Raw genomic sequence first — 13,908 nt, 5'->3', positions numbered from 1 at the left:
GCGGGAATTGCCCGAGCCGTGACCCGCCGGATCACCGTGCTCGTAGCCCAGGTGATCGGCGATTTCGACATCCAAAGCCCGCTCCAGCACCGCCTTGGTCATCTGGGCCAACAGCCCATCAGGGCCGTCGATCGGAACGCCGGAAGCCTCGGCGTCGGCCAACAAAGCATCCACTGCCGCCGGCGGCAACAGCTGGGCCAACTTGGCCGCAGCATCGTCTCTGGGCGAGTCAGATTGAGGCAATTGAGAACTCTCCTGTCCGGTGGTCAGCCACCACCATTCAGGCCGAACCCCTTACACAGTCAATGAGACACGCCCTGACCATGTCCTTGATCCGGCCGCGACGTTCATCAGCACGGCGATGCGGTTTACGCACGGCGCGTCCGGTGCGCAGACACCGATGCAGTTCGCGACGCAGATTCCCTTTGCCCTGAACATAAATCGCCAGATAGATGGTCTCGTGCGACACCCGCATCTCCGCATCGTCAGGAAAGTCGATCGCCAGCCGCCGGGCGATCTGCCGGGGGCTGTGTTGTTCATTTTCCAACCGGGCTTGGACCTCGTCGTGCAGACGGGCATTGGTGGCCAGCTTGCCCGGCCGGCTGCGGCGGGCACGCCGCCACGCCTGCGCATGGGCCTGGCTGGCCCGATACCGCCGGGTGGGATCCCAGCCGCCCCGCCACCTCGCACCGAAGCGATACCGCGCCCGATAGCGTCCCGGTCCCCGAAAGGACCCGTTGCGGTTGATCTCACGCATCACCGTCGACGGGGCGCGCTCGAGCCGGCGCGCCATCGACCGGATCGACTCACCCCGAGCGATCCCGTCCTGGATCTCTTCACGTTCCTCCACGCTCAGACGCGGTCGCGAACGCGGGACAGTTTCATCTGCAAAGGTCGGTTTCACTCCGCCAGCATCAGCAAACCAACCCCATCCCGTGCGCCGCGACACACCCACGGCCTCCCCGGCGTCCTCGAAAGACATCCCCGCACCGACCAAATCCCAGAACTGCCGACCCACGAACGGATACCGCGACGGCCTCATCACAACCCCTCAACTAGAGGCCGTTGCAATCAACCCTGGAAACCGCCCCGGGATTTCGCCGTGTCGTTACGCTCGCGGCTGCCTGGTGGAATCAGGCGCTCCTAATCGCCTGTCCGCGTGTATGTTTCGTCGAAGTCCACGCTCCATTGGCAGTCGGCGCGGCCCGACGACTCGTCCAGATGGTCGTGGCCGATCAGCTGCGTGATCGGATCCTGCGGCGGTTGGGGCAGCGCATACTGGCCGGTGGCTCGCGCGTAGACGGCCCCGCCGCAGCCCGGATCGTTGTCGTCGTGCTCGACGTGCAGGGTCCAGGTGCCGCCCTCGAACACCAGCGGCGTGTCAATCGTTTTGGAGTGGAAATAGCTCATGCACCGGTCCCCGGTGCGCAGGCAGTCGGTGACGACGGCCTGGTCCGTCTGCTGTGGCGCGATCCTCGCCTTGAACTTTCGGACCAGGTGGTAGCGGCCGTGCAGGGCTTGGGCCGGCGAGCCCACCCGCCGCGGAAGCGCGTTCGGGTCGGGGAGCTTGTTGATGTCGACGTCCCCGGAGCGGGTGAAGGTCACCGTCCGCTTTTCGTTGCAGGCGTTGGCCGATGCCCCGCGATATTCACCGACGAAGGTGCCGTCCGGTTGCGGCTGCAGAGTCAACACCTGCCACACCTCGGCCGGGGCGTCTCGGCACTTGTCCGAGCCGATGGTCACCGCCACCCAGCGCCCGTCCACCTCGTCGAAAACCGCGTTCGACGCGAGCCGTAGCTCGCCACTGACCCGTTGCGCCGTCGCCCGGCAACCGTTCGGCCCGCACGCCGAGCGGACGGCGTACGTGTCCGTTTCCGGAGCCGCGCCCTGACCCGGGACACCCTCCAGCGTGGTGCCCTGGCTGAAGCGCACGCGGTAGACACCGGTGAAGGGGCCGGTGTTCGGGGTCGCGGCCGCGGTGTTCCCCGGCGCAGTGGCGGGACTGGTGGCCGCGGTGTGGCCCGATTCGGAGTGCCGCAACAGCTTCACGGCCGCGAAGACGCCACCGGCGACGACGAGCAGCGCGATGCCCAGCAGGGCGCCGATGAGCGCCCGGGGGCGCCGGCGAGGTCGGATGGCGGGCATGGTCGCGTCGATCCGCGGTTGGGTGTCCGGGAATGGAATGTCGCCGGGCTGGGTCGCGCCCGGCCCCAGCTGCCGGGCCAGCTGGTCGGCGAATTCGCGGCAGCCGGCGAACCGGTGCGATGGCTCCTTGGCCATCGCGGTGGCGAACACGGGATCCAGCGCGGCGAGCTCCGGGCGGCGGGCACCGATCGACGGCGGGGTGGCGTTGATGTGCTGGCTGATCACCACGGCCGGATTGGAATCGACGTACGGCGCCGACCCGGTCAGCAGGTGAAACGCGGTGCACGCCAACGCATATTGATCGGCGCGCCCGTCGACCCGCTCCCCCTTCAACTGCTCGGGCGCGACATAGGCCACCGTCCCGACCGTCATGTTCGTTGCGGTCAGCCCGGTCGCGTCGTCGATGTGGCGCGCGAGCCCGAAGTCGGCGAGATAAACCCGGCGCGCCTGACCGTCGGGGTCGGTCAACAAGATGTTGGCCGGCTTGACGTCCCGGTGCAGCAACCCACGGCCGTGCGCGTAATCCAACGCCGAGCCGACCGCGGTGATGATCGCCACGACGTCTTCGAGCGGCATCCCGCCCGGGTGGTGTTCGCGCAGCAGCCGGCCGGCATCGGTGCCGGCCACATAATCCATCGAGATCCAGAACTGACCGTCCTCTTCACCGCGATCGTGGATCGTCACGATGTGCGGATGCGACAACCCGGCCGCCAGCTCCGCCTCCCGCATGAAGCGGCCCCGGAACTCCGGGTCGCCGGTGAGCTCCGCGGGCAGTACCTTCAACGCGTCCTGGCGCGGCAACCGGGGATGCACCGCCAGGTAGACCTGGCCCATCCCGCCCGCGCCCAACACCCGCACGATCGTGTACCCGGCAAACACCTGACCCGCCTCGAGCGACATGGGAAAATCGTAAATGCTCAAGCCGCAGTGGCACCTAAATTCGCGCCTAATGCGAAGCCGCGCCTTCCGGGCAAACCGCGGTACGCCGCGTACCCCGTTAATCGCCGGTGCGGGTGAAGGTTTCGTCGAAGTCCGTGTTGAGCTCGCACGGGGCGGTCTGTGCCTGGTGGGCACGGCCGGTGAGCGTGGCGATCGGATCCCCCGGTGGTTGCGGCAGCGGATACTGTCCGCTGGACTTCATGCGCGCGGTGCCCCCGGAGTGCGGGCAGGTGACGTCGGCGTCCACGTTCCAGGTCCAGCGTCCGTCTCCGAAGACCAGCGGTTGATCGGCCGAGGCCTCGTGGAAGTAGCTCATGCACCGATCGGCGGTGCGCAGGCAGTAGGTGGCGACCGCGGTGTTGAGCTGTTGTTGCGGCAGGCCGTTCGCGAAGATCCGGGTCAGGCGGTAACGGCCGCGCAAGCCCTGGGCCGGCGATGCCGCCCGCGGGGGCTGGACGTCCGGATCGGGAAGGGTTTTCACGTCGACGTCGCCGGTGCGGGTGAAGGACACGGTTCGCTTGTTGGCGCAGGCGTTGGCGGCGGTCGCCGTGTATTCGCCGTCGAGGCCGCCGTCCGGACGCGGCCGCAGTACGAAGACCTGCCAGAACTCCGCGGTCGCCTCGCGGCACGCGTCCGGTGCGACGGCGACCGCGACCCAGGCCGCGCCGATCTGATCGAACACCATCGTCGGTTGCGCCACGGTCTCCCCACCGAGGCGGGACGCGGTCATCACGCAGCCCGCGGGGCGGCACACCGAACGCAGGCCATACATGCTCGTCAGCGCCGGCGGCGAACCGGGGTCCGGGACGTCATCGAGAGCCATGTTCGGCCCGAAATCGGCCCGATAGGCGCCCGTGAACGGGCTCGCGGGCGCGGCCGGGAGGTGCGAGCCGGTGAGCTTCAGTGTCGCGACGACGCCGCCCGCGACCAGCAACACCACGCCGGCCAGCACCGCGGCGAGGACGCCGGGGCGACGGCCCACCCGCCTCCAGGCGGAGGGCTTCTTCCACTGCGGCGCAAGCAAAGTCGGGTCCGACGAGGGATATGCGTCGGCCCCGTCGAGGTGCCGCCCCAATTCCCGGGCGAACTCCCCGCAGCTGTTGAACCTGCCAGAGGGATCCTTGGCCAACGCGGTGGCGAAGACGGGATCCAGGCCGGTCAGCTCGGGACGGTGGGCGCCGATCGACGGCGGCGGGGCGCTGACGTGTTGACCGATGACCACCGCCATGTTGGGCCCGCCGAACGGGGGCACCCCGGCGAGCAGATGAAAAGCGGTGCACGCCAGGGCATATTGATCGGCGCGACCGTCGACCGACCCTGCCATCAACTGCTCGGGCGCCGCGTAGGCCACGGTGCCGACCGCCATCTTCGTCGAGGTCAACCCGGCCACGTCGTCGACGCGACGGGCGATGCCGAAGTCGGCCAAAAAGATTCGCCGCGGCTGTCCGTCCGACTCGGTCACCAGGATGTTGGCCGGCTTCACGTCGCGGTGCAGCAGCCCCCGGTGATGCGCGTAATCGAGCGCCGAGGCAACCGCGTTGATGATCGCCATCGCGTCCTCGACGGGCATGCCTCCTGTAAATTGCTCCCGCAACAGCCGGGCCACGTCGGTGCCGGCCACGTATTCCATCGAGATCCAAAACTGGCCCTCGTATTCACCGCGGTCGTGGACCCCCACGATGTGCGGGTGCGAGAGCCCGGCGGCCAGCTCCGCCTCCCGCTCGAATCGCTCCCGGTATTGCGGATCGGCGGTGGTTTCGGTCGGCAGCACCTTCAACGCGTCCTGGCGCGGCAACCGGGGGTGCGACGCCAGATACACCTGCCCCATGCCGCCCGAGCCCAGCAGCCGCAGGATCGTGTATCCCGCGAACACCTGACCGATCTCGAGCGCCATGGCCGAATCGTAGATGCCCCGGTGGCGGATCAGCGGCTGTTGAACAGCAGCATGAGGCCGTAGTCCATGTGGATCTGCTGGTGGCAGTGCAGCAGCGACAAGCCGGGCTGGTCGGCGACGAAGTCGATCTCCATGCTTTGGAACCCGCCCAGCATCGCGACGTCTTTGCGCACCCCGGAGGTCGGCGTCCCGGCGATGCGGGTGATTTCGAAGGTGTGGCGGTGCAGGTGCATCGGGTGCAGGTCATCGGTCGCGTTGCGGAAGCGAAGTCGATAGCGCTTGTCGCGCTGCAGATCCAGCACGGGCTGATTGGTCTCCATCGAAAACGCCGTACCGTTGAACATCCAGACGTTGAAGCCGTTGTCGGCGGCGTTGCGCTTTTCGATCAGCATCTCGATGGTGCGTTCCGGCGGCGGCACCGGCGCGGGGTTGGGCGGCGCGAACAGCCGGTAATCCCACTTGAACGGCGGGGGCTCCGCCCACTGCGGATCACCGCCGCGCCCGGCGTATTCCACCACCACGCCCATGCCGTGGCTGCGGTCGTCATCGGACAGATCCCCCAGCACCCACACGCCGGGATTCGTCATGTTGACGAAAGCCGAAATGCGTTCTGCCGCACCGAGCCACAACACCGGGACCGGGGACGGATTGGGCACCGGGTTCCCGTCCAGCGCGACCACGTTGAAGGTGTGCCCCGGCAAGGCCAGGCTGCGACTTTCGGTGGCGCTGCCGTTGAGGACGTGCAACAGCACCCGCTGCCCGGGTTGGACGCGGATGGGATCGCCGTGGCCGAGCATGCGCCCATTGATCGCGAATGCACCGTAGCTGACCTCGTAGCCATGCGGGTCGCCCTTGGCGAGCGACGCCTTCATCGCCGACTCCCCTTTGTCCTTGAGGTCGCCGTCCGGTTCGCCGGCCAGGAATTCGCTGGCCATGTCGCCCCCGCGGGTGAAACTGGGATCGAATTCCTTGAGCGTCAGGAAGATCTCTTGGTCGTAGGCGCCCGGGTTCTTTTTGGGCTCGATGTAGACCGGCCCGACCAGGCCGCTGTACTGGCCGCGGGACAGGTCCGCGCGCGGCACGACGTGGGTGTGATAGAAGCGGTAGCCCGCCGGCCCGGGCACGAATGAAATGCGCCGCATGCCGTGCGCCGGGATGTCGGGGGTGCCCTCCTCTGCCGAGCCGTCGACGTCGACGCCGACGTGCTGGCCGTGCCAGTGCAGCTGCTCCGGCGCATCGGTGTCGTTGAAGATGTCGACCCACGTCCGTTGCCCCTCCTTGAACCGCAACAACGGGCCCGGGAATTGGCCGTTATAGGTCAGGGTCGACACGGTGTGGCCCGGCGCCAGCTCCACGGGTCCGGTGCCGATGCGCAGCGTGTAATCGGGCTTGCCGTTGGGCGGGCCGGGCGGCGCGGTCCGTGAGCAGGCCGCAGCGGCGCCGCCGGCGGTGATCAACGCCAGGCCACTGAGGAATTGACGGCGGTCGAAGGGGTTCATCATCGCTCCCGGGGCCGGGCTAGGACGGGCAGGAGAAAATCGATCCGGTCGTTCAGTTCGCTTGCCACGCGCCGGAATTCGGGGTAACTCGCCCTGCCCACAGCGGCCGAGGGATCCGGCAGGCTCCAATGCATCGCGGTGACAACGCCATGCTCTCGGGCGTATTCGCGGACCTTGTCGCACAACGTGATCACGCAATCGAAGCGCCCCCGGGCGACCGCGGCCAGCGGCTGCGGTCGGCCGCCAAGGTCGATGTCGTAGAGGTCGCGCATGATCCGCACCGCGTTCGGGTGCATCTGTGGTTTGGGATGGCTGCCGGCGCTCGCGGCACGGATGCGGCCGCCGCCCTTCTTCCGCAGCAGCGCCTCGGCCATCGGCGAGCGCGCGCTGTTGCCGGAGCACAGGAACAGCACCGACCCGGCCGGCCGGGTCGCCGCAGGCGGCGCGAGCGCCGGATGCAATGCGGTTGCCGCCCCGGCGAATTCGGCCGCGCACCGCGAAAGGTTCAGGTGGTAGTAGGTGTCGCGGGCGTCGAAATTGCTACGCCGCGCGTCGATGAGCCCCGCCGAGCGCAACAGCCGCAGGTGGTACGACACCAGGTTCTGCGGCTCGTCGACCGCGGCGGCCAACTCCCGTACCCGGTGGTCGCCTTCGGCGAGCTCGGCCAGCAACGCCCACCGCACCGGGTGGGACGCCATCTGCATCAGCGGTGGAACTTCCGCGCGTTTGGTTGCCGGCACCCTCCGGACAATACATCAAATTGGTTTGATAGGTTTGGCGCGTGAATGAGCTCCGCCGAACCCTGGGTGTGTTCGACGCGGTGGTGATCGGGCTGGGCTCGATGATCGGTGCCGGCATCTTCGCGGCGCTCGGCCCCGCGGCACGCGCCGCCGGCTCGGGGCTGCTGCTGGGCCTGGCCGTGGCCGCGGTGGTCGCCTATTGCAACGCCACCTCCTCCGCGCGGCTGGCCGCCCGCTACCCCGCCTCCGGCGGCACCTATCTGTACGGCCGCGAGCGGCTCGGCGATTTCTGGGGCTACCTGGCGGGTTGGGGCTTTGTCGTCGGCAAGACCGCCTCGTGCGCGGCGATGGCCCTGACCGTCGGCTCGTACGCGTGGCCGTCGCAGGCGCATGCGGTGGCCGTCGCCGCGGTGGTCGCGCTGACGGCGGTGAACTACGTCGGGGTGCAGAAGTCGGCGTGGCTGACCCGGATCATCGTCGCGGTCGTCCTTGCCGTACTGGCCGCGGTCGTCGTCGCCGTATTCACCTCTCGCAGCGTCGGCCCCGAATACCTGCATCTGTCGGGCGTCACCGCCGGCGGCGTGATCCAGGCGGCGGGCCTGTTGTTTTTCGCCTTCGCCGGCTACGCGCGCATCGCCACGCTGGGCGAGGAGGTGCGCGATCCGGTGCGCACCATCCCCCGGGCCATCCCGCTGGCCCTGGCGATCGCCCTGGCCATCTACGCGCTGGTGGCCGTCGCGGCGCTGGCCGCGCTGGGGCCGCGACGCCTGGCCGAGGCGTCCGCGCCGCTGTCCGAGGCCGTGCGGGTGGCGGGGATGGGCTGGCTGGCGCCCGTCGTGCAGGTGGGTGCGACGGTCGCGGCGCTGGGCTCGCTGCTGGCCCTGATCCTGGGGGTTTCGCGCACCACCCTGGCGATGGCGCGCGACCATCACCTCCCGCACGCGCTCGCCGCCGTGCACCCGAGGTTCGGCGTGCCCCACCGCGCCGAGCTGCTGATCGGCGTCGTCGTGGCGGTGTTGGCCGCGACGGCGGACCTGCGGGGCGCGATAGGTTTTTCCTCGTTCGCGGTGCTCATCTACTACGCGGTCGCCAACGCCTCCGCGTTCACCCTTCGGCCCGACGAGGGACGGCCGCGCCGCGCCATCCCGGTGATCGGGCTGGTCGGGTGCCTGGTGCTGGCGTGCGCGCTGCCGCTGTCCTCGGTGCTGTCCGGCGCGGCGGTGCTGGGCATCGGCGCCGCGGCGTACGCGATTCCCAGGGCATCCGAACGGGAAGACTGAGCGGGTGACCGAGCCCGGAACAGACGCATTCGAAAAGCTGGTGGCGCTGCTGAACTATCCGATGTTCGTCGTCACCACCCAGGCCGACGGCGTGCCGGCCGGCTGTCTGGTCGGCTTCGCGAGCCAGGCCAGCATCCATCCACCGCGGTTCCTGGTCGGTTTGTCCACGAAGAACCACACGTTCCGGGTCGCCGCCGACGCCAGCCACCTCGCGGTGCACGTGTTCGACCGCGAACATCTCGGCGTCGCGGAGCTGTTCGGCAGCCAAACCGGCGACAAGGTAGACAAGTTCGACCGCTGCTCCTGGCATCGCGGCCCGGCGCAGCTGCCCATCCTCGACGACGCGGCCGCCTGGTTCGCCGGCAAGATCCTGGATCGTTTCCCGCTCGGTGACCACGTCGGGCACCTGCTCGAGCCGGTGGACGGCCGCCCGCCGCTAGAGCTCGAGCAGTGGGTGTCGTTCGGCGACGTCCGCCACCTGGAACCGGGTCACGAGGCCTGATGTGACTCCCCGGGTGGGCGCCGTCGGCGGCATCGCCGAACTCGCGTCGTTCTACGCCGATCCCCCGGCGGGCGTGCGGGCCAACATGATCTTCAGCGCCGACGGGGCCGCGGCGTTCGCCGGTCGCGCGGGTCCGCTGTCCTGTCCCACTGACCAGCAGCTGTTGAGGCTGCTGCGGGGCTTCGCGGACGTGGTGCTGGTCGGCGCGGGCACGGCGCGCGCCGAGAACTACGGCCCGGTGCGGCTCACCGACGCGCAACGGGCCGCGCCGCCCATTGCGGTGATCACGCGCACCGGCGAACTGCCGGCCAGGCTGTTCAGCGACCCCGCACAGCCGCCGATCGTGGTGACCTGCGCGCGCTCGGCCGCGTGGCAGGACCCGCGCCGGCAGATCCTGGTGGCCGGGGAGGATTCGGTCGACGTGACGCGCGCCGTCGCCCAGCTGCGCGGGCAGGGCTTGGGCCGCATCCTGTGCGAGGGCGGGCCGACCCTGCTGGACGAGCTGGTTGACGCCGACGCCGTCGTCGAAATCTGCGTGACAGTGGCGCCCAAGCTAGCCGGGAGCCAGCCCGTCGGCAGCCGCCCGCCGTCACGGTTGTCGGTGCCGGTCGGGATGCGCCTCGAGCACGCCCTGGCTTACGACGATTACGTGTTCCTGAAGTACCGCCGCTGAGGGGGTCAGGCTCGGGGATAACCCCGCCGAACCGTGCGATCGAGGATGCCCAGGGTCGCCCGCAGCGCGCCCTCGGAGAGCACCGGAAAAATCCCGGCGTCGCGCCACTTCGGGTCGATGTTCGACCAGTCGTAGAACGACGTGACAACGGTCGACGCGCCGTCGTCGGCCGGCTCGAGCAGATATCCGTAGACGTGGCCGATTTGCGGGCGGATCTGGCCGAGAATCGTCCACGAAATTAGCCGGTCCCGCTCGAACTCCTTGATGGTGACGGTGACGTCGTATTTGCCCAGTTGCGGAAAGTCGTTGAGCGCCTCGCGGTCCATATGGACCACGAAGCTGTCTCCGACGCCGGTGACGGGTTCGCCCTCGGCATCCTGGAGCATGCCCGAGGAATCGATGGCGACGTGGCCAGCCGGGTCGCACAGCACCGCGAAGATATCGGCGGCCGGGGCCGGGATGGTGCGACGGATCTCGATGCGTTCTTCGGTCATGGGTCCTCGCAGCCGCCGCAGAAAACCTGATTTGCCTCGCCGGTCACTCTACGTCGCCGCGGCCGGTCGACGTCAGTGCCGTCGCGATTGCTGGATGCTCGCTCGGCATGCAGCGGCGCACCGGGCTTCCTATGATGAAGACTTGGGGAAAATTTCATCGAATTGCCTGCGCGACACAATCTTCAGTCCACCGCCGTCCGACTTCTTCTCGCGGGCACACAGAGGAGGATCAGCGGCGACGTGAGCGATTCGAACGGCGAGGACGAATACCGCAATCTGGCCGTGAACCGGCTGCGGCCCAGCGAGCTTCAGTGGGCGCTGAACAACGATTCCGTGCACGGGATCGCCTACGCGTTCCGCAACCCCGTCGCCGTCGCCGAGTCCATCGACGACCCGCAGGACGAACGCAAGACCTACCTGATCCGGGTCAGGCGTGACGATTTGGCCTCGGCGCTGGGAAAGATCAACGATTGGATCGTCCGGAATCCCGGCCCGGCGGGCATGCAGGCGTACGGCTTCGTCCGGGCGCTGTCGCGGGAGGGGCTCAGCGAAAAGACCGGCGACGAGGAATGCCGGTAATCCTCACCCACCCCGGGAGTTCGTAGCCAGCCGACCGGGAATTAGCTGGCTTTCTGGCAATTCAGCGTGCCCCGCGGTTGCCCAAACCATTAGCCTTATGCCTGGCACGCCGCGCTTCGGTGTGGGTTTTGCGGCGCGTGGCGGCGGGTGAGGAGTCGGCGATGGGTGACACGACCGCGGATTCGCGGGAGGGCTCGCAGTTCGGGCCGTATCGGTTGCGGCGGCTGGTCGGCCGCGGCGGCATGGGCGATGTCTACGAGGCCGAGGACACGGTGCGCGAGCGCATCGTGGCGCTCAAGCTGATGTCGCAGACGCTGTCCAGCGATCCGGTCTTCCGCTCACGCATGCAACGCGAGGCCCGCACCGCGGGGCGCCTACAAGAACCGCACGTCGTGCCGATCCACGACTTCGGCGAGATCGACGGTCAGCTCTACGTGGACATGCGACTGATCGACGGCAAGAACCTAGCCGCGACGCTGAGCCGTTTCGGGCCGCTGTCCCCGCCGCGGGCGGTGGCGATCGTGCGTCAGATCGGCTCGGCGCTCGACGCCGCGCACGCCGCCGGGGTGATGCATCGCGACGTGAAACCGGAGAACATCCTCGTCAGCGCAGACGATTTCGCGTACCTGGTGGATTTCGGCATCGCCAGCGCCACGTCCGACGAGAAGTTGACGACATTCGGCACCACGGTGGGCACGGTCAAATACATGGCCCCGGAGCGGTTCAGCGATGGCGAGGTCACCTATCGGGCCGACATCTACGCGCTGGCCTGCGTCTTGTATGAGTGCCTGACGGGCACCCCGCCGTACACGGGCGACACGATCGGGGTGATGGGCGCGCACCTCAACCAGCCGATCCCGCGCCCCAGCGCCGCGCGCCCGAGCATCCCGGTGGCCTTCGACGCCGTGATCGCCCGCGGCATGGCCAAGGATCCCGCGGCGCGCTACGCCACCTGTGGCGATCTCTCGGCGGCCGCGTATGCCGCGCTGGCCACGCCCGATCAGGATCGGGCCACCGACATTTTGGAGCGCAGCCAGGTGGCGAAGCTGCCCGCCGCGTTCGCCGGCCAGCAGCCCAGCGGTTTTGCCGCGATGCCGCCGCACGCGATGGCGAACCAGGCACCCCCTCAGGCACCCCGGTGGACCACCGGATCGGCTCCCGGTGCACCGATGCCGCAGCCGACGGGCTGGCCCGGCACCCCCACGTGGGGCACGGGCGACATGGGCAGCGTCGGCGCGCCGCTCTGGGGGCAGCCGCCCCAGAGCAGCCGCAAGCCCTGGCTGTGGATCGGCGCCGTCGTGGCGGTCGTGGTGGCCGTGGTGGTCGGGTTGGTCATCGTTGCCGCCCACCCGTGGCAGTCGTCGTCCCCGTCGGCCCGGTCCTCCACGCCGACGTCGCCCGCGCCTCCGCCGGACGCGGTTGAGCTCAAGGTGCTCGATGACGGTGTCTCCGTCGGCAGCTCGGCCGCACCGACGACGATCGACATCTTCAACGAGCCGATCTGCCCGCCGTGCGGTAGCTTCATCCGGTCGAACGCCGGTGACATCGACAGCGCGGTGAACAACAAGAAGCTGGCGGTGCGCTACCACTTGCTGAACTTCCTCGACGACAAGTCGCACAGCAAGAATTACTCGTCGCGCGCGGTGGCGGCGACGTATTGTGTTGCGGCGCAGAATGATCCGAAGCTGTACATGAACTTCTACTCCGGCCTGTTCGCCAGCAACTTTCAGCCGGCGGAGGACGCCCCCGAGGACCGCACCGACGGCGAACTGGCCCAGCTGGCCAAGACCGTCGGCGTCGACGCCAGCGTGATCGATTGCATCAAGGGCGGCGACGACGTCGGCACCGGCAAGGCCAAGGCCGCGGCCGGGGACGCGACGCTGACCGGACTCAACGCCACCGGCACACCGTTCGTCTGGGATGGCACCAAGTCGGTGAACTATCAGGACCCGACCTGGCTCACCAAGCTGCTCGGCTAGTTCGCGCTAGGGATGCGGCGTGGCAGGCGCCGGAGCGGGTGTTTGTGAGGGGCCCATCATGCCGCCCGGACCCGTCATTCCGCCGGGACCCATCATTCCGCCGGGACCCATCATGCCGCCCATTCCGCCCGAGCCCATCATCGGGCAACTGCCCTCGTGGCCGCCGTAATAGCCGCGATGCCAACCGGAGTGGGCCCCCGAGGACCAACCCAAGAACAAACCCCAGAAGAAGATCGATCCGACGACGAACACCACGCCGGCGACGATGACGACCCACGCCGCGGCTTGGCCCAGGCGGCTGGGGCCGCCGAATCGGTTGTCGTAGCGGGGTTGCTCACTCACGGTGGTCGGTTCGATCGTGGATTCAGGTGTGTCTGTCATGCCTCGAAGGATTGCACACATATACCCCTCGGGGGTAGGGACTATTGGCCCTAGCATGGGGGCCGTGCCTCTGGTCAGCTTGGCGAAGCGGCTCCTGCTGGATGTGGAGGCTAGGACGTGGTCAAGTTCACCCGACGGGCGGCACTCGCCGCGCTCGGCGCGCTGGGTGCGGGCGGTCTGTTAGGCCTGCAGGCGGCCCGCCGCAGCGTGGTGGCGTCGCCGTCTGTGGATATCCGGCTCGCCGACGGATGCGGCTTCATGGGTGCCGGTTCGGTGGACATGAGCCGATACATGGAAATGTTCATGCGGCACCGGAAGTCGGCCGAACGGTGGAAGAGATCCCCGGCGGCGTGCGCACCACCACCCAATCGGACGCCCCGGAGCTCGCCGCCCAACTGCAGGCGCATGTTTCGAGCATGTACTCCCACCTCGATCAAGGGACGGAGGTCAGTTGCATGAGCCAGAGCCTGCCGACGCTGTTCCGCCACGCTAACGGCTATCGCCGCCAATTCACCCTCACCGCAACGGGTGTGGTCGTCGAGGAGACTTCCGAAGATCCTGCTCTCACCGACGCCATCCGCGCGCACGCGCGGGAGGTAACGGGGTTCGTCGAGCAAGGTATGCCCGCAATGATGCAGCAGATGATGGGCGGGTGCATGATGGGGCCGGGCGGCATGATGGGTCCGCGCAGATAGCCGCTAAATCGCCTGCACGCCTTGACTCTACGATGCCGCCGCGAGCGTAACCTGATTGCGAAAACTGCGGCCGGGTTTCGCAGTGTGGTTAGGCTCGCGCGGGGATGC

At 68.5% G+C, this 13,908-nt stretch carries 12 protein-coding genes and 2 pseudogenes; 6 read left to right on the top strand and 8 right to left on the bottom strand.

Annotation, left to right across the window (positions count from 1 at the left end):
* The 6 genes and pseudogenes from AWB92_RS27805 to AWB92_RS31240 form a co-directional block, all read right to left on the bottom strand.
* Nucleotides 1-201 (bottom strand): annotated as a pseudogene (locus AWB92_RS27805) (IS256 family transposase); the annotation flags it as partial.
* Nucleotides 202-280: 79 nt separating this feature from the next.
* Nucleotides 281-982 carry a helix-turn-helix domain-containing protein gene (locus AWB92_RS27800; RefSeq protein ID WP_241523614.1) on the bottom strand — a complete coding sequence of 234 codons (702 nt, stop codon included), beginning with the start codon at nt 980-982 and terminating at the stop codon, nt 281-283.
* 161 nt (nt 983-1,143) lie between these two features.
* Nucleotides 1,144-3,045, bottom strand: coding sequence for a serine/threonine-protein kinase (locus tag AWB92_RS31250; protein ID WP_085191445.1), 1,902 nt, complete (start codon nt 3,043-3,045; stop codon nt 1,144-1,146).
* Between the two features lie 97 nt (nt 3,046-3,142).
* The gene (locus AWB92_RS31245) at nt 3,143-4,978 is read right to left on the bottom strand and encodes a serine/threonine-protein kinase (protein ID WP_206601311.1); all 1,836 of its coding nucleotides are present in this window, start codon (nt 4,976-4,978) and stop codon (nt 3,143-3,145) included.
* Between the two features lie 29 nt (nt 4,979-5,007).
* A complete protein-coding gene (locus AWB92_RS27785; RefSeq protein WP_085191384.1) occupies nt 5,008-6,480 on the bottom strand; it encodes a multicopper oxidase domain-containing protein in 1,473 nt (490 codons plus the stop codon).
* Nucleotides 6,477-7,217 (bottom strand): helix-turn-helix domain-containing protein, encoded by a 741-nt coding sequence (locus tag AWB92_RS31240; RefSeq protein WP_142282341.1) that lies wholly within the window; start codon nt 7,215-7,217, stop codon nt 6,477-6,479. The genes AWB92_RS27785 and AWB92_RS31240 overlap by 4 nt, the downstream gene beginning before the upstream one ends.
* A gap of 41 nt (nt 7,218-7,258) precedes the next feature.
* On the opposite strand from AWB92_RS31240, the gene AWB92_RS27775 reads away from it, so the two are divergent.
* From AWB92_RS27775 to AWB92_RS27765, 3 genes are read left to right on the top strand one after another with little or no spacing between them, the layout of a single operon-like run.
* On the top strand, nt 7,259-8,497 hold the full coding sequence (locus tag AWB92_RS27775; protein ID WP_277622341.1) for an APC family permease: 1,239 nt from the start codon (nt 7,259-7,261) through the stop codon (nt 8,495-8,497).
* Between the two features lie 4 nt (nt 8,498-8,501).
* Nucleotides 8,502-8,999: a flavin reductase family protein gene (locus AWB92_RS27770; RefSeq protein WP_085191382.1), complete on the top strand. Its 498-nt coding sequence runs from the start codon at nt 8,502-8,504 to the stop codon at nt 8,997-8,999.
* Between the two features lies 1 nt (nt 9,000).
* On the top strand, nt 9,001-9,672 hold the full coding sequence (locus tag AWB92_RS27765; RefSeq protein WP_085191380.1) for a pyrimidine reductase family protein: 672 nt from the start codon (nt 9,001-9,003) through the stop codon (nt 9,670-9,672).
* Between the two features lie 5 nt (nt 9,673-9,677).
* Here AWB92_RS27765 and AWB92_RS27760 read toward each other — a convergent pair whose 3' ends face one another.
* Nucleotides 9,678-10,166 carry an SRPBCC family protein gene (locus AWB92_RS27760; RefSeq protein WP_085191378.1) on the bottom strand — a complete coding sequence of 163 codons (489 nt, stop codon included), beginning with the start codon at nt 10,164-10,166 and terminating at the stop codon, nt 9,678-9,680.
* Nucleotides 10,167-10,406: 240 nt separating this feature from the next.
* Here AWB92_RS27760 and AWB92_RS27755 point away from each other — a divergent pair, with 240 nt between their 5' ends.
* Entirely contained in the window at nt 10,407-10,745 is a 339-nt protein-coding gene (locus tag AWB92_RS27755; protein WP_068101112.1) for a hypothetical protein, read from the top strand.
* A gap of 161 nt (nt 10,746-10,906) precedes the next feature.
* On the top strand, nt 10,907-12,724 hold the full coding sequence (locus tag AWB92_RS27750) for a serine/threonine protein kinase PknE (RefSeq protein WP_085191440.1): 1,818 nt from the start codon (nt 10,907-10,909) through the stop codon (nt 12,722-12,724).
* A 6-nt stretch (nt 12,725-12,730) separates the two neighbouring features.
* On the opposite strand, the gene AWB92_RS27745 is transcribed toward AWB92_RS27750, so the two are convergent.
* Nucleotides 12,731-13,105, bottom strand: coding sequence for a hypothetical protein (locus tag AWB92_RS27745; RefSeq protein WP_085191376.1), 375 nt, complete (start codon nt 13,103-13,105; stop codon nt 12,731-12,733).
* A 117-nt stretch (nt 13,106-13,222) separates the two neighbouring features.
* On the opposite strand from AWB92_RS27745, the pseudogene AWB92_RS27740 reads away from it, so the two are divergent.
* Nucleotides 13,223-13,800: pseudogene (locus AWB92_RS27740) on the top strand (hypothetical protein).
* The last annotated feature ends 108 nt before the right edge of the window (nt 13,801-13,908 follow it).

Source organism: Mycobacterium sp. IEC1808 (assembly GCF_002101935.1).
In the GTDB taxonomy this organism is placed as follows: domain Bacteria; phylum Actinomycetota; class Actinomycetes; order Mycobacteriales; family Mycobacteriaceae; genus Mycobacterium.
Note: the sequence above shows the minus strand (reverse complement) of the source record. Positions and strands in the feature narration are given on the sequence as shown.